Origin of the sequence: Cryobacterium sp. Y11 (assembly GCF_002929535.1) — a bacterium.
Taxonomy (GTDB): domain Bacteria; phylum Actinomycetota; class Actinomycetes; order Actinomycetales; family Microbacteriaceae; genus Cryobacterium.
In genome coordinates this window covers 1-17667 of the sequence record NZ_PJJO01000043.1, presented here as the reverse complement: position 1 = coordinate 17667, position 17667 = coordinate 1, and the positions used below count along the sequence as shown (strand labels likewise).

The window sequence follows — 17667 nt, the reverse complement described above, 5'->3', positions numbered from 1 at the left end:
CCCGCGCGGCCGGCCCGGGCGGGCCGGTTGCACGCACTAAACTTGGGCCTTGTGTCTGTTCCCAGCGTTCCCCCAGAGCCCACCACGTCAGTCGAGCCAGCAGAGCCGCTGATCTCCGAAGCCGCCGTCAACGCCGCGGTTGACGCCGCACTGGCCGCGATCGCCGTCGCCGAGACGACCGCCGCGCTCAAGCTCGTGCGCAGCGAGCACGCGGGGGAGTCGTCGCCGTTGTCGAAGCTCAACGCTCTCATGCGCAGCGTGCCCGGCAACCAGAAGGCTGCTGCGGGCAAGCTCATCGGCCAGGCCCGCGGCGCCGTCACGGCGGCGTTGACCGCCCGCGAAGACGAGATCGGCTCGGCGGAAGCTGCCGCCCGACTGCTCGCCGAAACGGTGGATGTGACCGCCGCGGCATCCGCGTGGGCAGCCGGGGCGCGGCATCCGATTTCGCTGCTCATCGAACGCGCCGCCGACGTCTTTGTGGCGATGGGCTGGGAAGTTGCCGAAGGACCGGAGCTGGAAAGTGAATGGTTCAACTTCGACGGGCTCAACTTCGACGAGGACCACCCGGCCCGCGCCATGCAGGACACCTTCTTCGTTGAACCGACGGATGCCCACCTCGTGTTGCGCACCCAGACCTCACCCGTGCAGCTGCGCGCGTTGCTTGCGCGCGAGCTACCGGTATACGTGGTCGCGCCCGGACGCGTGTTTCGCACCGACGAACTCGACGCGACCCACACGCCGGTGTTTCACCAGATTGAGGGCATCGCCATCGACAAGGGCCTCACCATGGCCAACTTGCGCGGCACGCTCGATCACTTCGTCAAGGCCCTGTTCGGCCCGGAAGCCCAGGTGCGCCTGCGCCCGAACTACTTTCCATTCACCGAGCCGAGCGCCGAGCTTGACATCTGGCACCCGACCTTTAAGGACGGCGCACGCTGGATCGAGTGGGGCGGCTGCGGCATGGTGCACGCTAATGTGCTGCGCGCCGCTGGCATCGACCCCGAGGTGTACTCCGGATTCGCGTTCGGGGTGGGCGTTGAACGAGCAGTGATGTTTCGAAATGACGTAAAGGACATGCACGACATGGTCGAAGGCGATATTCGGTTCAGCCAGCAGTATGGGATGACGGTCTAATGCGGGTACCACTGTCCTGGCTCGGTGAATTCGTCGACCTTGCGCCCGGCACAACGCCGGAAGACGTGCACGCCGCGCTCGTGAGCGTCGGCCTTGAAGAGGAAGATATTCACCGCTTCGAGGTCTCCGGCCCGATCGTGGTCGGCGAGGTACTCGAATTCGTCAGCGAAGAGCAGACCAACGGTAAAACCATCAACTGGTGCCAGGTGCGGGTTGCACCAGGCGACGAACTCGCCGCCGACGGCGGCCCGGCCATCCACGGCATCGTCTGTGGCGCGCACAACTTCGCCGTCGGCGACAAGGTCGTCGTGACCCTGCCCGGCGCGTCGCTGCCCGGCCCCTTTCCAATCGCGGCCCGGAAGACCTACGGCCACGTCTCAGACGGCATGATCGCTTCGGCCCGTGAACTCGGCCTCGGCGACGAGCACGACGGCATTCTGCTGCTGTCGTCGCTCGGCATCGACGCCCCGGTGGGAACGGATGCGATCGCCCTGCTCGGCCTCGACGACAGCGCCGTCGAGATCAACGTCACCCCCGACCGCGGCTACGCCTTCTCCATTCGCGGCGTCGCCCGCGAATACTCGCACGCGACCGGTGTGCCATTTCGGGACCCCGCGCTCGCCCTAACGGTCGTGGCGCCGGTCACCCGATTCCCTGTGACGATTGACGATCAGGCTCCGATTCGGGACCGTACTGGAGCGACCGTGTTCGTGACCCGCGTCGTGCGCGGCGTTGATCCGACCCGGCCGACCCCGGCGTGGATGATCGCCCGTCTGGGGCTGGTCGGCATCCGCTCGATCTCCCTCGTCGTCGACGTGACCAACTATGTGATGTTCGAGCTGGGGCAGCCATTGCACGGCTATGACCTCGACAAACTGACCGGCGGCATCATCGTGCGGCGTGCGACCCACGGTGAGAAGTTCACAACGCTTGACGCCGTCACCCGCACGCTTCACGTTGAAGATTTGCTGATCACTGACGAATCTGGACCGATCGGTCTGGCTGGTGTGATGGGCGGGGCAAGTACCGAGATCAGTGCGACGACCGTCAACGTGCTCGTCGAAGCCGCAAACTTCGACCCGGTATCCATTGCACGCTCAGCCCGCCGTCACAAGCTGCCGAGCGAGGCGAGCAAGCGGTTCGAACGTGGCGTCGACTCGCGCGTTGCCGCTGTTGCCGCCGCTCGCGTGGTGCAGTTGCTGGTAGATCTTGCTGGGGGAGTCGCTGACGATCTCGGGTCGGTGTATGACGAGGCTGTGGAGCCCCAACCGATCCTGTTGCCGACCGGGTTCGTGTCTGGCCTCATTGGCTTGGCCTACACCGGCGACGAGGTGCGCAAAGCCCTCGTCGACATCGGTGCCGCGCTGGAGGAAGCCGATGGCGACCTGCAGGTCACCCCGCCAACCTGGCGCCCCGACCTGACCGACAAGTGGACCCTCGCCGAGGAGGTCGCCCGCATCCTCGGCTATGACCGCATTCCCTCGGTGCTGCCCGTCGCGCCGCCCGGCCGCGGCCTGACCCGCACCCAAACGCTGCGCCGCACGGTCGCTCAGACTCTCGCTTCCACCGGACACACCGAGGTGCTGACCTACCCGTTCGTGTCCGAGCGGGCGAACAACTTGTTTGGTGTGGCCGTTACGGGTGTCGTCTTGGCTGGCGAAACGGATGCTGACGCGAGCGTTGCAGAGGAGGGTGCGGCATCCGCTGTGCCGGTTTCTGGGCCTGTCGTCGGGCCGGTTTCGGTGCCTGTCATCGTGCCGGTTTCGGTGCCGCAGATGAAGGTCGCGAACCCGCTCGACGGAGAGGCACCGTTCCTACGCACGTCGATGCTGCCGGGCCTGTTGCACATCGCGCACCGCAACCGCTCACGGGGACTCGTGGACGTCGCCATCTACGAGCAGGGCCTGGTCTTTCGGCCCGAGGCCGGCGTAACCTACGGCACGTCCGTGCTTCCCACCGGAGCCGCGCGGCCAAGCGTCGAGGCCGAGGCTGCACTGAATGCGGGCATTGTGCCCCAGCCGCTGCTGGTCGGCGTCGTTCTCGTCGGCAACGACGTGCGGCATCAGCCGGGCCTGCCAGCGGTCGCCGCCGGCTGGCAGTCGGCGCTGGCCGCCGTGCAGCAGGTGGCGCTGGCCGCCGGCGTGCGCATCGACGTTCGCCAGGGCCTGCACCCGGCGATGCACCCGGGGCGCACCGCCGAGTTGTTCGTTACCGTGCCGGGCGCCGCGACGTCGGATGCTGCCTCCACGGTGCCGGCGTCCACGGTGTCCGCCTCCACGGTGCCGGCGTCCACGGTGCCGGCTTCTGTGGTGTCTGCCTCGATGGTGCCTGCGTCTACGGTGTCTGCCTTCACGGTGTCGGTCGGATTCGCGGGCGAGCTGCTGCCAGCGGTCGCCGACGACTACGACCTGCCCGCCGTCGTTGCGGTCGCCGAAATCAACCTCGCGGTCGTCTTCGCGCTGGCCGACGGCGCGCGAACGGTCACGCCGATTCGCACGATGCCGGCCGCCACACAGGACCTCTCGCTGGTTGTCGCGGCCTCCGTGCCAGCTGCCACCCTGCGAGCGGCCATCGCCGAGGGCGCCGGTGACCTGCTCGAGAGCATCGAGCTGGTCGACGACTACCGCGGTGCCGGTGTCGACCCCGGGCATAAGTCGCTCACCTTCGCGCTGCGTTTTCGCGGCGAGGAGCGCACGTTGACCGCAGCCGAGGCGAGCGCTGCCCGCCTATCCGGCGTAGCGCTCGCCGCAGCCCGCTTCGGAGCGACCCTGCGCGAATAGCGCCGGCCTGAAGCGGATGCCGCGGCCTGACTCTGCGGGGTCGGCCCGCGGCATCCGCTCGTCGTGGCACGTGTTTGGGAAGTCGGCACTGGTTTGAACACGTGCGGGCTTCCCAAACGAGTGCCGCGAGTGTGACCCGGGGGCGCGCTGGTTCGGGCAGCGGATGTCGTGAGTCGCCCCGGCGGGTCGGCCCGCGGCATCCGCTCGTCGTGGCACGTGTTTGGGAGCTTGGCACTGGTTTGAACACGCGCGAGCTTCCTAAACGCGTGCGGCGAGGCCTCATCACGCGCGGGCTTCTCAATCGTGTGACGCGAGCTGGAGCGGGGTAGCCGGATGCCGCGGCGCGGCCCGGCGGGCAGCCCGCGGCATCCGCTCGTCGTGGCACGTGTTTGGGAAGTCGGCACTGGTTTGAACACGTGCGGGCTTCCCAAACGAGTGCCGCGAGTGTGAGCAGAGTGCCGCGAGCGTGAGCAGAGTGTGCCTCCGTCAACTGTGGCGTCTCGTTGGCGCTCGCGGCACACCTGTGTCCGTCAGGAAGCGGCAGAACGCGATTGGGGACAGCGCCAGTTTCCATTCCCAGCGGTTGAAACTGTTGACCTGCGGCCGCAGAAGGCTCTCCCGGTTCTTTTCATCGACGACCACCTGCACGATGTCTCGACCGTCCATCACTGCTGCCCGGGTGTACTTTATGTGGCCATCGAACTCGCCGATCTTGCGTACCCCTCGCCAGAAATAGTCCACGTAGTAGGTGCACCCGTCTACGTCGAAGCGCACTTGCAATTCGGGAATTGCGAAGCCCAATTCCTCAAACCGCACTCGCCCGAGTGACTCGCCGGGGTTAGCTGACAGGCCATTCGCGAACGTGATGGCGCGCTCGGCCGCTCGATGTCCATATCGCGGACGAGCAGAGTCCAACTCGGTTAGCAGAGTCGCCGTGGTAATCCAGGGTGCACCGTCGATCCCGGACCTTCGGGCGGCGGCCATCCGGGCCGCTTCACGATGCAGAACGTGGTCGACCATGGTGACCCCGACTAGAAAGCTCGTCGTCGCAGCCATATCGATCAGGGTGCGCGACAGGCTCGTCACCCTAACGCCGTCGATGACCGAGGCGGATGGGTCTACCGGGCCTCGATGAGTTGTGAGGAGCCTCGAGCTGCTGCCACCGGCGGTGTCGGGATCAACGGCATGCACGGCCTGGGGCCACGGGCCAATCAGCGGCAGTCCGTGGAGAACCGCGGCGGAATGGTGCGAATAGGTCACATCACGCTCGGCTCGGGCCGCTGTCGCCCGAACGAAGAGGCGGTATCGACCATCGGCACCGATCTTCTGCCAGTGTGGGCCGAGGGCGTACCAACCACGTCGCACCCGCGCGAGCTCACCGCGCTTGAGGAGTGAATCCACGGCGTGGGAGTTCATGCCCGAGGCGCGCAGGGCCTCGGCCGGGATCAGGCCGTCGTAGCGGGCCTCACATGTCTCAAAGATCTCTCGCATGTGGCCAGTGTGCTGCAGGTAGTAACCTCGAGCGGCGCTCTGGAGGCGATCTGTGGAGGAATGGCGCCGGCGGACGCTGTGGAGGAGGGGCATCCGCTTGTCGTGGCACGTGTGTGCGCGGCATCCGCTGCTCGTGGCACGTGTTTGGGAAGTTGGCACTGGTTTGAACACGTGCGGGCTTCCCAAACGAGTGCCGCGAGGCGGCGGGGGCGTGGCCGGGCGCCGCGACGGCCAGCGGATGCCCGGCGCGTGACGCCCCGCGCCGGCGCGGAAACGAGGCCGCCGAGGCCGCGCTAGGTTTAACTCATGGTGTTTTCGGTGGCAGTGGCAGGCGCGAGCGGGTATGCGGGCGGCGAACTGCTGCGGCTGCTCGCCGGTCATCCCGAATTTGAGGTGCGCACGGTCACCGCACACAGCAACGCCGGGCAGCGCCTGATCGATGTGCAACCATCGCTGCGTTCCCTCGCCGACTTGACTCTCGTCGACACAACGCCGGAGAACCTCAGCGGCCACGATGTCGTCTTCGTGGCCCTGCCGCACGGAAAATCCGGCGCGCTCACCGCGCATCTGCCCGCCGAAACCCTCGTGGTGGACTGCGGCGCCGACCACCGCCTGGAGAACCCAGATGACTGGGCTGCGTTTTACGGCGGCGACTACTTCGGAGCGTGGACCTACGGCGTTCCCGAGCTCCCCACCGTCAACGGCAAACAGCGCGAGCGAATCGTCGGCGCTCGCCGCATCGCAGCTCCCGGTTGCAATGCCAGCACGGTTGCCCTCGCCCTGGCTCCTGGAATCCACGCCGGCGTGATCGAAGCGCAAGACCTGGTCGCTGTGCTCGCCGTCGGCCCGAGTGGCGCGGGTAAGAGCCTGAAACTCCCGAACCTCGCCGCTGAGATCCTCGGTTCGGCCAATCCGTACGCCGTTGGCGGCACCCACCGCCACATTCCCGAGATCGTACAGTCGCTGCGCTGGGCCGCCGCGGCCGCGGTCGACGCGACCTGTCGATCCGGCACCAGCGGCGCAGCCGCCACTCCGGCGAGCGATGCGACCATCTCGTTCACCCCGGTGATCGTGCCCATGTCGCGCGGCATTCTCTCGACGGCGACCGCCCGGCTCGTGCCCGGAACTAGCGCCGCCGCCGTTCGGGCCGCCTGGCAGAGCGCCTACGCCGACGAACCATTTGTGCACCTGCTCCCCGAGGGACATTTTCCGCGCACCGCCGACGTTCTCGGCGCCAACACCGCCCTGATCGGCCTGGCCGTCGACGAAGCAGCCGGCCGCGTGGTCACGATCACCGCCGTCGACAATCTTGTCAAGGGCACCGCCGGCGCCGCCATCCAATCCGCCAACATTGCCCTGGGCCTGACCGAAACGCTCGGTCTGACCCTGAATGGAGTAGCTCCGTGAGTGTCACCCTTCCCGCCGGTTTCGCCGCTGCTGGTGTCAGCGCCGGCCTGAAAAAGTCCGGCGGACTGGACCTTGCCCTCGTGCACAACCTCGGCCCGCTGCAGAACGCCGCCACCGTGTTCACCAGCAACCGCTGTCAGGCCAACCCCGTCATCTGGAGCACCCAGGTGATGAGTGACGGCCGGGTCAGCGCGATCGTGCTCAATTCTGGCGGCGCCAACTGCTACACCGGCAGCATCGGCTTTCAGACCACCCACGCCACCGCCGAAGCCGTCGCCACCCGCCTCGACATCTCCTCCGGCGACGTTCTGGTTTGCTCTACCGGTCTGATCGGTGAACAGCTCGACCTCGACCGCGTCACGGCCGGTGTCTTGGACGCCGCCCTCGCTATTGAAACGGATGCCGCCACCACACCAGCAGCCGGCCTCCTAGCTGCGCAGGCGATCATGACCACCGACACCCGCCCGAAGCAGGCCGCGCATACCTCGGCCGCCGGCTGGAACATTGGCGCCATGGCCAAGGGCGCCGGTATGCTCGCGCCGGGCCTGGCCACGATGCTCGTCGTCATCACGACCGACGCCGTGCTCGACTCGGCCGAACTCGACACGGCGCTCCGCGCGGCGACCAGGGTCACCTTCGACCGCCTCGACTCCGACGGCTGCATGTCGACCAACGACACCGTGAGTCTGCTCGGTTCCGGTGCGAGCGGCGTAGCGGCCGACCTGGCCGAATTCACGCAGGCGCTCGTCGAGATCTGCCGCGACCTCGTCTTGCAGTTGCAAGGCGACGCCGAGGGCGCCGCCCACGACGTGGCGATTACGGTCACCAACGCCGTCTCCGAAGACGAAGCCGTCACGGTGGCGCGCGCCGTCTCGCGCAGCAACCTATTCAAGTCGGCCATCTTCGGCAACGACCCGAACTGGGGCCGCGTGCTCGCCGCCGTCGGAACAGTGCCGGTCAAGGACGCCGCGTTCGACCCCTACGGCATTGATGTCGCGATCAACGGCGTGCAGGTGTGTACGGCGGGGGAGCCCGACCAGCCGCGCGAGCTCGTCGACCTCTCGCACCGGGGTGTAACTGTGCTGATCGACCTGCACGCCGGCAGCGAAACGGCAACCCTGTGGACCAACGACCTCACCCACGACTACATCGAAGAGAACAGCGCGTACTCGAGCTGATCATGACCGATACCAACACCGAAACTGACGAAACCAGCCAGGCCGAAGCATCCGTCAAGGCTGCGACGCTGATCGAAGCACTGCCCTGGCTCAAGCGCTTTCACGACCAGATCATCGTCGTCAAGTTCGGCGGCAACGCCATGGTGAGCGAAGAGCTGCAACGCTCATTCGCCGAAGACATGGTCTACCTGCGCTACGCCGGCATCCGCCCGGTCGTCGTGCACGGCGGCGGCCCGCAGATCTCCGCCATGCTGGCGCGCCTCGGCATCGAGAGCGAGTTTCGTGGCGGCTACCGGGTGACAACGCCCGAAGCAATGGACGTGGTGCGTATGGTGCTCACCGGCCAGATCAACCGCGACCTGGTCAGCCACATCAACCAGCACGGCCCGCTCGCCGCCGGGCTCTCCGGTGAAGACGCCGGCCTGTTCCGTGGGCGGCGCCGCGGCGTGGTCATCGACGGCGAAGAGGTTGACCTCGGACTCGTTGGCGACGTCATCGGCGTCGACCCCGAAGCGGTGCTCGCCCAGCTCGCGGCCGGCCGTATTCCGGTGGTCTCCTCGATCGCACCCGATACGGATGTCCCTGGCCAGTCCCTGAATGTCAACGCCGACGCTGCTGCTGCCGCACTCGCAATCGCGCTGGGCGCAGCCAAACTTGTCATTCTCACCGACGTCGCCGGGCTCTACCGCGACTGGCCGAACCGGAATTCGCTCGTGTCGATCATCGACGTGACCGAACTGCGCGGCCTGCTGCCCGCGCTGGAGTCCGGCATGATTCCCAAAATGACGGCCTGTCTCGACGCCGTCGACGGCGGCGTGGCGAAGGCCGCGATCATCGACGGGCGAGTGCCGCACTCGATCCTGCTCGAAATTTTCACTGGAAGCGGCATCGGCACGGAGGTAGTACCGGCATGACCACGCCCGAAGAAAAACCCTGGCAGGATCGGTTCGCCGATTCGATGATGCGCACGTTCAGTCCACCGCTGGCGATGCTCGTGCGCGGCGAGGGCTGCTACGTCTGGGACGAGAAGGGCACGAAGTATCTCGACTTTCTCGCCGGCATCGCCGTGAATTCGCTCGGGCACGCGCATCCCGAGGTCGTTGCTGCCGTGACCAAGCAGATCGGCACGATCAGCCACGTCTCCAACTATTTCGCCACGCCGCCGCAGATTGAACTGGCCGAACGCCTCAAGCGCCTCACCGGCGCGGGAGACGCGGGCCGCGTGTACTTCTGCAACTCCGGCGCGGAGGCCAACGAGGCCGCGTTCAAACTGGCCAGACTCAACAACACGGGCCATCGCACCCGCATCATTTCGCTGCACGACTCCTTCCACGGCCGCACGATGGGCGCGCTGGCACTGTCGGGCAAGCCCCGCATGCGCGAGCCCTTCGAACCCGTCCCCGGCGGTGTCGAACACATCGACAGCACAATCACGGCGCTCGAAGCGACCATCGACAACACCGTCGCCGCCCTGTTTCTCGAACCGGTCAAGGGCGAGGCCGGCGTGATCGACCTGCCAGACGGGTATCTCAAGCGAGCCCGCGAGCTGTGCACCGAGCACGGCGTGCTGCTCATTCTCGACGAAATCCAGACCGGCATCGCCCGCACCGGCGCGTGGTTCGCCTACAACCACGCCGACATTCTTCCGGATGCCGTCACCATCGCCAAAGGCATGGGCGGCGGCGTTCCCATTGGCGCGCTGGTCACCTTCGGGTGGGCCTCCGAGCTGTTCCGCCGTGGCCAGCACGGCTCGACCTTTGCCGGAAACCCGCTCGTCACCGCGACAGCGAACGCGGTGCTCGGGGTGATCGAACGCGACGACCTGGCCGCCAACGCAACGTTCAGGGGCCAGCAACTGCGCGAGATCATTCTCGCCTTCAATTCGCCGTTAATCGACGAGATACGTGGGCGCGGCCTGCTCCTCGGTATCGGCCTGACCGAGCCGGTCGCCCTGAAGCTCGGCGCGGCCGCCCTCGCCAATGGCTTGATCATCAACGCCGCCAATGAGACGAGCATTCGCATCGCCCCGCCGCTCCTTGTGGGCGACGCCGAACTTGCCGACTTCCAAGAGCGGTTCGGGCGAGCTCTGGCCAGCCTCTAGGCTGAACGAATCCCACTGTGCGAGGCCGCGCGAGCGGCATCCGTTTGCCAATCAGTAGCAATACCAACGAAAGTGACACCGTGACCCGCCATTTCCTGCGCGACGACGACATCTCTCCGGCTGAACAGGCCGAGATTCTCGATCTGGCCCTGGAGCTGAAGCGAGACCGATTTGCGGTGCGCCCGCTCGCTGGCCCGCAGACCGTCGCAGTCATTTTCGACAAGTCCTCGACCCGCACCCGGGTTTCATTCGCGGTCGGTATCGCCGACCTCGGCGGCAGCCCGCTCATCATCAGCACCGCGAACAGCCAGCTCGGCGGCAAGGAAACCGCCGCCGATACCGCCCGCGTACTCGAACGCCAGGTCGCCGCGATCGTCTGGCGCACCTACGGCCAGGCCGGCTTGGAAGAAATGGCGCTCGGAACCACGGTTCCGGTCATTAATGCGCTCAGCGACGACTTTCACCCCTGCCAGCTGCTCGCCGACCTGCTCACCATCCGCGAACACCGCGGCGACCTCGCCGGCCAGACCCTCGCCTTTCTCGGGGATGGCGCCTGCAATATGGGCCAGTCCTACCTGCTCGCCGGCGCCACCGCGGGCATGCACGTGCGCATCGCCTCCCCGGCCGGATACACGCCGAACGACCAGGTCGTAGCGGATGCGACGGCCATCGCCGCCCGCACCGGCGGCTCGGTCGCGCTGTTTACCGACCCGCGCGAAGCCGTCGCCGGCGTCGACGTGGTCATCACCGACACCTGGGTATCGATGGGGAAGGAAGAGGAGAAGGCCACCCGCCTCGGCGACCTCGGCCAGTACCGGGTCGACGCTGAGCTGATGGCGCTGGCCAAGCCGGGCGCGCACTTCATGCACTGCCTGCCGGCCGACCGCGGCTACGAGGTGACCGCCGAGGTCATCGACGGCCTGCAAAGCATTATCTGGGACGAGGCGGAGAACCGCCTGCACGCCCAGAAGGCTCTGCTGGTCTGGCTGCTCGCCCACAACGCAGCCTGACGCTCTGCCTCTCACCGGCTGGACGGGGCCTGGGCCCGGACCCGGGGCTCAGTTTATAAACTGGGCCCGCGGAGGGGGCCCGGGCCCCGTCCGCGGTAGAGGGCGAGCGATCGGGGGCGCGGGCCCCACCACGTAAACTTTAGACAGATCAAGATTTTAGGGAGAACCATGGCGGAACGCGTTGTACTCGCATACTCGGGCGGGCTGGATACCTCGGTCGGAATCGGCTGGCTCAAGGATGCCACCGGTAAAGAGGTCGTAGCCCTCGCCGTCGACGTTGGACAGGAGGGTGAAGACATGGACGTGATCCGTCAGCGCGCCCTCGACTGCGGCGCCGTCGAATCCATCGTCATCGACGCCAAGGACGAGTTTGCCAACGACTACATCGTGCCAACGCTCAAGGCAAACGCTTTATACCAGAAGCGCTACCCGCTCGTCTCAGCCATCAGCCGCCCGCTGATCGCCAAGTACCTCGCCTCCACCGCCCGCGAACTCGGCGCCGACAGCGTCGCCCACGGCTGCACCGGTAAGGGCAACGACCAGGTTCGGTTCGAAGCTGCCGTCGCGGCCCTCGCCCCCGAGCTGACTTCGCTCGCCCCGGTGCGCGACTTCGCGCTCACCCGCGACAAGGCGATCGAGTATGCCGCCAAGCACGACCTGCCCATCACGCAATCCAAGAAGAGCCCGTACTCGGTCGACCAGAACGTCTGGGGTCGCGCCGTCGAGACCGGATTCCTTGAAGACCCGTGGAACGCGCCGATTGAAGACCTCTACACCTACACGCAGGACCCGTCGGTCACCCGCGCCCCGACCGAGGTTGTCATCTCCTTCGAGCAGGGTGTGCCCGTCGCCATCGACGGCAAGAAGGTCACGCCGCTGCAGATGGTTCAGCTGATGAACCGTCTCGCTGGCGATCAGGGTGTCGGCCGTATCGACATCGTCGAAGACCGTCTCATCGGCATCAAGAGCCGAGAGATCTACGAAGCGCCGGCCGGCATCGCCCTGATTGCCGCGCACGAAGAGCTCGAAAACATGACCGTCGAGCGTGACGTTGCCCGTTACAAGCGCGGCGTTGAGAGCAAATGGGCCGAGCTCGTCTATGACGGTCTGTGGTTCTCGGGCCTGAAGAAGAGCCTTGACGTGTTCATCGAGGACACCCAGAAGCACGTGACGGGCGACATCCGCTTGAAAATGCACGCCGGCACCGCCGTCGTGACCGGTCGCTCCAGCACGACAAGCCTCTACGACTTCAACCTCGCCACCTACGACACCGGCGACTCCTTCGACCAGTCCATGGCCAAGGGCTTCATCGAGCTGTGGTCGCTGCCGAGCAAGATCGCGGCTCGCCGCGACGCCACCAGCAAGTAGGGCGCGAGCGTGTCGAGTGAGAAGAACGCGAATCGTGCCGGCAAGGCGGGCGCCCTCTGGGGTGGCCGGTTTGCCGGGGGACCGTCGCCGGAACTGGCACGGCTGAGCAAGTCGACCCAGTTCGACTGGATGCTGGCCGAATACGACCTGCAGGGTAGCCGCGCGCATGCTCGGGCCCTCGCCGCCGCCGGATATCTCACCGACACCGAACTGACGCAGATGGTCGGCGCGCTCGAACAACTCGAGCGCGCCGTCGTGGCCGGCGAATTTTTGCCGGCCGAAGCCGACGAAGACGTGCACTCCGCCCTCGAGCGCGGCTTGATCGACATCATCGGCGTCGAAGTGGGCGGCAAACTCCGCGCTGGTCGCAGCCGCAACGACCAGGTCGCCACGCTCGTGCGCCTGTGGCTGCGCGACCACGCCGCCGTTCTCGCCTCACTCGTCATCGAACTCATCGACGCCCTCGCCGCCCAGGCCGAAGCACACGAAGACGCCATCATGCCCGGCCGCACCCACCTGCAGCACGCCCAGCCAGTGCTGCTCGCGCACCACCTGCTGGCACACTGCTGGCCGCTCGTGCGCGACCTCGACCGCTTCGCAGACTGGGGTCGGCGAGCGGATGCGTCCCCTTATGGTTCCGGCGCCCTCGCCGGCAACACCCTCGGTCTCGACGCACACCTCGTGGCAGCAGATCTCGGCTTCGCCGCCGTGGTGGAGAACTCCATCGACGGCACCGCGAGCCGCGACCTGGTCGCCGAATTCGCCTACATCACCGCGCAAATCGGCATCGACATGTCCCGGCTGGCCGAGGAAATCATTCTCTGGAACACCCGGGAATTTGGTTTCGTCACCCTCGACGACGCCTACTCCACCGGTTCATCGATCATGCCGCAGAAGAAAAACCCCGACATCGCCGAGCTCGCCCGCGGCAAGTCCGGCCGCATGATCGGCAACCTCACCGGGCTGCTCAGCACGCTCAAGGGGCTGCCGCTGGCCTACAACCGCGACCTGCAGGAAGACAAGGAGCCGGTCTTCGACTCGATCCAAACCCTCGAAGTGCTGCTGCCCGCCTTCACTGGCATGGTCGCGACCCTCACCTTTCACACCGAACGCATGGCCGAGTTGGCGCCGCAGGGCTTCTCCCTCGCCACGGATGTTGCGGAGTGGCTGGTCAAACGCCACGTCTCATTCCGCGATGCGCACGAAATTACCGGTTCGCTGGTGAAGTTCGCCGAGACCAACGGGCTGGACCTGCACGAGGTCGGCGACGAAGATTTGCAGACCCTCTCTCCGCACCTCGTTCCCGAGGTTCGCGAGGTACTCACAATCCGCGGATCGGTCGACAGTCGCGACGGGGCCGGGGGAACCGCCCCCGTGCGCGTCGCCGAACAGCGCGCGCAGCTCGTGGCCCGCGTGCGCGACCTGACGGCCGCACTCAGCCGGTAGAGCCTGTCATTTTGCGCCGCTTCTCGTTCGACCTTGAGCTGCCAGCGCATCGGGCCGACTTCGGGGCCGGACCACGAACTGGAGTGAGCAAGGTTGGCGGGGGAACCGAGTACCCGTAGCGATTGTCGGTGTCGGGGGAAGCATCCGTTTCACCGCATCGGCGGCACGCAGCGAAGCCGGCACGCGGTTAGACAGGCCCTAGGCCAGGGCCATCGGCACCAGGGCGGCGCAGGCACAGGCCCAGATCAGGCTTGTCAGCGTGCCGATGATAAACCGCTCGCGCGATTCGGCCGCTGCCAGTTCGGTGAACCGGCCGACACCCTTGATGGCGACGACCACGGCGATGGCCTCGGGAAACCCGGCCAAGATCGCGCCGGCCACGGCGAGACGTTCCAGGACGCCGATGGTCACGCCACCGCGCAGCACTTCGTGGGCTTCTGGGTCATTGACGCCGGCCATGGTCGGGGCTGGTTTTCCGGCGTTCAGCACCATGATTCCGCCATGCTGGCCGGGCGGCACTGAGTTGTTGGTGGCGAGGTCGAGGGCGAGTACCGCGATCGGTCCGCCGCCGATCACGGCGAGGGCCAGCGCGAGCATGCCGAGCACGATACCGAAGGCGCTCGGGCCAGGGCCGACGGGTATAGCGGCGAGCACGAGCGCCACGATGAGACCGGTCGCTGCGGCCATGGCGTAGAGCTGCCGGTGAAGTTTGAAGGCGATCGCGGCGCAGGTGAGCGTGGCGAGCGTTACCAGGAGCAACGCAGCCCAGTACAAAAACGTGAGAACTGTGAAGGTCATGCACTGTCCATTTCGGTATTGGCCTTTTCGGTCGTGCCGTCGTTCGGGGCAACATCGAGCTGCTCTAGCAGCCTAACCAACGCCGGTCGCGCCGCCTGTTCGACGCGGTACTGCGCGGCCTTGAGGCGTTGGCTCACGGCCCCGGTGGTAATACCGAGCCGGGCGGCGATGTCGGTCTGGGCCAGTCCACTTTCGAACAGATCACCGGCCTGCCAGCCCTGGGGGGTGCGGCGTTGACGCAGCAGCAGCAGCATGGTCAGGAGCGCCTCGATGCCGGCGGTGTCATCCGTCTGACCGGCCTCAAGCGCAAAGTGTGCCTCGGTCTTTTTCGCCCGGAGCACGGCGTCGCGGGCCGCGATGAACGCGCCGCCGGTGGCTTGCCTGGTCGACTCCGGCAGGGGAGTGCGCACGGTTCCCACGCCGAGCCCAACGCTCCAATGGCTCGAACGATGCAGCGTGAGAATGGCATCGAGGGTGGGCTCAGCCGCAGGCACGAGCAGCTGAATCTCATCGCCGGCGGTCTGATCGGGTGGCAGGCTGAAGGCGTGCGGGCTCTGCGCCAGGAGCCGGGCGATCATGTCGCGCGCTCGATCGTGATCGTTACGGCTGTCGATTTGGTCAGCGGTGATGACAAACATGGTCTGAGGCTCCGTCCTGCATTCACTGTAATTCAGCCCATAGGCTAAATCAATTCAAATATAGTCTCAAGACTGAATTGCAAACAAGCGGATGCCGCCGGCAATTCGACGAGACCCCGCGGCTGGTAATCTGAACGCGTGTCAGACCCCACCATCCTCGCCCAGCAGACCAATGATCCCGCCTTCGACTCCGTCTGGGAGGAGATCAACTGGCGCGGCCTCGTGCACGTCTCCACCGACGAGACCGACCTCAAGGCGCTGCTCGATGGCGGACCGATCACTTACTACTGCGGCTTCGATCCGACCGCGCCGAGCCTGCACCTCGGCAACCTGGTGCAGCTGCTGCTGATGCGGCGCTTGCAACTGGCCGGGCATCATCCGCTGGGATTGGTCGGCGGTTCGACCGGACTTATCGGCGACCCGCGCCCCACCGCCGAGCGCACCCTGACCCCGACCGACACTGTCGCCGAGTGGGTGGGTTACCTGCAGGCGCAGGTCTCGCGGTTCCTCAGCTCTGAGGGAGACAATGCCGTCACCCTGGTGAACAACCTGGACTGGACCGCTCCGCTGACCGCGATTGACTTTTTGCGCGAAATCGGCAAGTACTACCGCGTGGGCACCATGCTCAAAAAAGATGCCGTCAGTGCGCGCCTGAATTCCGACGCCGGTATCAGCTATACCGAATTCAGCTACCAAATTCTGCAGGGCCTGGATTACCTCGAGCTGTTCCGGAGTTACGGGTGTGTGCTGCAAACCGGCGGCAGCGATCAGTGGGGCAATCTCACGAGCGGAACCGATCTCATCCGTCGTGCCGAAGGTGGCACGGTGCACGCCATCGGTACGCCGTTGATCACCAACAGCGACGGCACCAAATTTGGCAAGAGCGAGGGAAACGCGGTCTGGCTCGACCCGAATCTCACGAGCCCCTACGCCTTCTACCAGTTCTGGCTCAACACCGATGATGCCGACGTGATCTTTCGGCTCAAGGTATTCACCTTCCTCGCGCGCGTCGACATTGAGCGGTTTGCCAAGCTCGTGCAGAACGAACCCTTCCGTCGTGAAGCGCAGCGCCGACTCGCGCTCGAGGTGACCAGGCTCGTGCACGGCCAAGCGGCGACGGATGCTGCCATCCAGGCCGCCGAGGCATTGTTCGGCCAGGGCGACCTTGCCGAACTCGACCCGGACACCCTCGAGGCCGCGCTGCGCGAACTTCCACACACCACGACGGCGCCGCACGCGACCGTGCTGCAGCTGCTCGTCGACACCGAACTGTCGAAGAGCATTGGCGAGGCTCGTCGGGCGGTGCAGCAGGGTGGGGTCTATCTGAACAACGAGAAGGTCACCAGTGTTGACTTGACCATTGAAGGATCGGCGCTTCCCGGGGGAGTAGCGGTGCTGCGGCGCGGCAAGAAGACGCTCGCCGGCATTTTCATCGAATAGCTTTGTGGTTCGGGAGCGGTTTTTGCGCAGTGTTGCTGCGGAAGCGTCGTTCGCTCTTCACTCGGTACTGCGGCTCCGGTGCAGAGAGTCGTGAGCTGCGGGTGGCAAGATGACCTCGTGGAAACTCTTCGAACCGAACGCCTGCTGCTGCGCCCCTGGACCCTTGATGACACCGACTTTATCTTCGGGCTGTACTCCTTGTGGTCCGTGCAACAGCACATCGGGCTGCATCCGCGGGTGATGACCGACCGCGCCGAGGCGATCGCTGTGATCACGCGCTGGCAGGGCATGGAGCATCCCATTCACGCCATCAGGGCGGTAACGGATGCCGACACCGGCGAAATCTTTGGCAATCTTCTGCTGAAGTCGATTCCGGCGTCGAGCCCGGTCACTCCGCTCGTGCCATCGGGGGATACCGAGATTGGCTGGCACTTTCACCCGAACGCGTGGAACCACGGCTACGCGACCGAAGCGGCATCCGCTGTTCTGGCCGAGGGTTGGAAGACCGGACTCGATCGAGTCGTGGCGGTAACGACCCCGAGCAATCGCCCGTCCCAACGAGTCTGTCTGCGCATCGGTATGACGCACAAGGGTAGAACCGACCAGTACTACACCTCCGTCAGCGAGCTCTTCGTGGCCCTCGCCCCCACCCTCTAACCCCCTCCAAGCGGATGCCCGGGCCCATCCCACCGATCGCCCATGGACGGGGCCCGGGCCCCGTCCATGGGCCCAGTTTCTCAACTTGGCCCCGGTTCATACGGTGGGCCCAGTATCGGCACGCGTCTTCAGCCCTGGTTGGCGACACGCCCGGGTGGGGGGCGTTTTGACGGGTGGTTGTTCTGACCGTAATGTATCTATACGTACCCCAAAGGTGCG

14 protein-coding genes are annotated in these 17667 nt (G+C 66.1%); 11 read left to right on the top strand and 3 right to left on the bottom strand.

All coding sequences use genetic code 11. The features are described from left to right. Positions 1–51 precede the first annotated feature (51 nt). Both pheS and pheT read left to right on the top strand, forming a co-directional pair. Positions 52–1134: a phenylalanine--tRNA ligase subunit alpha gene (gene pheS, locus CXY75_RS02170; RefSeq protein ID WP_104081226.1), complete on the top strand. Its 1083-nt coding sequence runs from the start codon at positions 52–54 to the stop codon at positions 1132–1134. Further along, on the top strand, positions 1134–3914 hold the full coding sequence (gene pheT / locus CXY75_RS02165; RefSeq protein WP_104081225.1) for a phenylalanine--tRNA ligase subunit beta: 2781 nt from the start codon (positions 1134–1136) through the stop codon (positions 3912–3914). Before pheS ends, pheT begins: the two co-directional genes overlap by 1 nt. Before the next feature lie 486 nt (positions 3915–4400). On the opposite strand, the gene CXY75_RS02160 is transcribed toward pheT, so the two are convergent. Further along, complete coding sequence (locus CXY75_RS02160) at positions 4401–5405, bottom strand: type IV toxin-antitoxin system AbiEi family antitoxin domain-containing protein (protein WP_104081224.1); 1005 nt, start codon at positions 5403–5405, stop codon at positions 4401–4403. A gap of 306 nt (positions 5406–5711) precedes the next feature. On the opposite strand from CXY75_RS02160, the gene argC reads away from it, so the two are divergent. The 7 genes from argC to argH all read left to right on the top strand — a co-directional run bounded on the left by argC (position 5712) and on the right by argH (position 13915). Continuing rightward, the gene (gene argC, locus CXY75_RS02155) at positions 5712–6812 is read left to right on the top strand and encodes an N-acetyl-gamma-glutamyl-phosphate reductase (RefSeq protein WP_104081223.1); all 1101 of its coding nucleotides are present in this window, start codon (positions 5712–5714) and stop codon (positions 6810–6812) included. Beyond that, the gene (argJ, locus tag CXY75_RS02150) at positions 6809–7990 is read left to right on the top strand and encodes a bifunctional glutamate N-acetyltransferase/amino-acid acetyltransferase ArgJ (protein WP_104081222.1); all 1182 of its coding nucleotides are present in this window, start codon (positions 6809–6811) and stop codon (positions 7988–7990) included. The genes argC and argJ overlap by 4 nt, the downstream gene beginning before the upstream one ends. Positions 7991–7992: 2 nt before the next feature. Beyond that, positions 7993–8904 (top strand): acetylglutamate kinase, encoded by a 912-nt coding sequence (gene argB, locus CXY75_RS02145; protein ID WP_104081221.1) that lies wholly within the window; start codon positions 7993–7995, stop codon positions 8902–8904. After that, entirely contained in the window at positions 8901–10091 is a 1191-nt protein-coding gene (locus CXY75_RS02140) for an acetylornithine transaminase (protein ID WP_104081220.1), read from the top strand. The genes argB and CXY75_RS02140 overlap by 4 nt, the downstream gene beginning before the upstream one ends. 80 nt (positions 10092–10171) lie before the next feature. Further along, positions 10172–11101, top strand: coding sequence for an ornithine carbamoyltransferase (argF, locus tag CXY75_RS02135; RefSeq protein ID WP_104081251.1), 930 nt, complete (start codon positions 10172–10174; stop codon positions 11099–11101). A gap of 168 nt (positions 11102–11269) precedes the next feature. After that, entirely contained in the window at positions 11270–12469 is a 1200-nt protein-coding gene (locus tag CXY75_RS02130) for an argininosuccinate synthase (protein WP_104081219.1), read from the top strand. A gap of 9 nt (positions 12470–12478) precedes the next feature. Beyond that, positions 12479–13915, top strand: a complete 1437-nt coding sequence (argH, locus tag CXY75_RS02125) for an argininosuccinate lyase (protein ID WP_104081218.1) — start codon at positions 12479–12481, stop codon at positions 13913–13915. 198 nt (positions 13916–14113) lie between these two features. Here the strand turns inward: argH and CXY75_RS02120 are convergent, their stop codons facing one another. Further along, positions 14114–14713, bottom strand: coding sequence for a hypothetical protein (locus CXY75_RS02120; protein ID WP_104081217.1), 600 nt, complete (start codon positions 14711–14713; stop codon positions 14114–14116). Next, entirely contained in the window at positions 14710–15351 is a 642-nt protein-coding gene (locus CXY75_RS02115) for a DNA-binding protein (protein WP_104081216.1), read from the bottom strand. Before CXY75_RS02115 ends, CXY75_RS02120 begins: the two co-directional genes overlap by 4 nt. A gap of 138 nt (positions 15352–15489) precedes the next feature. On the opposite strand from CXY75_RS02115, the gene tyrS reads away from it, so the two are divergent. Both tyrS and CXY75_RS02105 read left to right on the top strand, forming a co-directional pair. Then, on the top strand, positions 15490–16791 hold the full coding sequence (gene tyrS, locus CXY75_RS02110; protein ID WP_104081215.1) for a tyrosine--tRNA ligase: 1302 nt from the start codon (positions 15490–15492) through the stop codon (positions 16789–16791). Between the two features lie 117 nt (positions 16792–16908). After that, positions 16909–17448, top strand: a complete 540-nt coding sequence (locus tag CXY75_RS02105) for a GNAT family N-acetyltransferase (RefSeq protein ID WP_104081214.1) — start codon at positions 16909–16911, stop codon at positions 17446–17448. The last annotated feature ends 219 nt before the right edge of the window (positions 17449–17667 follow it).

Excerpts from the sequence above, each read along its gene's own strand:
- pheT (WP_104081225.1), top strand. The coding sequence starts at position 1,134 with ATGCGGGTACCACTGTCCTGGCTCGGTGAATTCGTCGACCTTGCGCCC.
- CXY75_RS02160 (WP_104081224.1), bottom strand. The coding sequence starts at position 5,405 with ATGCGAGAGATCTTTGAGACATGTGAGGCCCGCTACGACGGCCTGATC.
- argC (WP_104081223.1), top strand. The coding sequence starts at position 5,712 with ATGGTGTTTTCGGTGGCAGTGGCAGGCGCGAGCGGGTATGCGGGCGGC.
- argB (WP_104081221.1), top strand. The coding sequence starts at position 7,993 with ATGACCGATACCAACACCGAAACTGACGAAACCAGCCAGGCCGAAGCA.
- CXY75_RS02140 (WP_104081220.1), top strand. The coding sequence starts at position 8,901 with ATGACCACGCCCGAAGAAAAACCCTGGCAGGATCGGTTCGCCGATTCG.
- CXY75_RS02130 (WP_104081219.1), top strand. The coding sequence starts at position 11,270 with ATGGCGGAACGCGTTGTACTCGCATACTCGGGCGGGCTGGATACCTCG.
- CXY75_RS02120 (WP_104081217.1), bottom strand. The coding sequence starts at position 14,713 with ATGACCTTCACAGTTCTCACGTTTTTGTACTGGGCTGCGTTGCTCCTG.
- CXY75_RS02115 (WP_104081216.1), bottom strand. The coding sequence starts at position 15,351 with ATGTTTGTCATCACCGCTGACCAAATCGACAGCCGTAACGATCACGAT.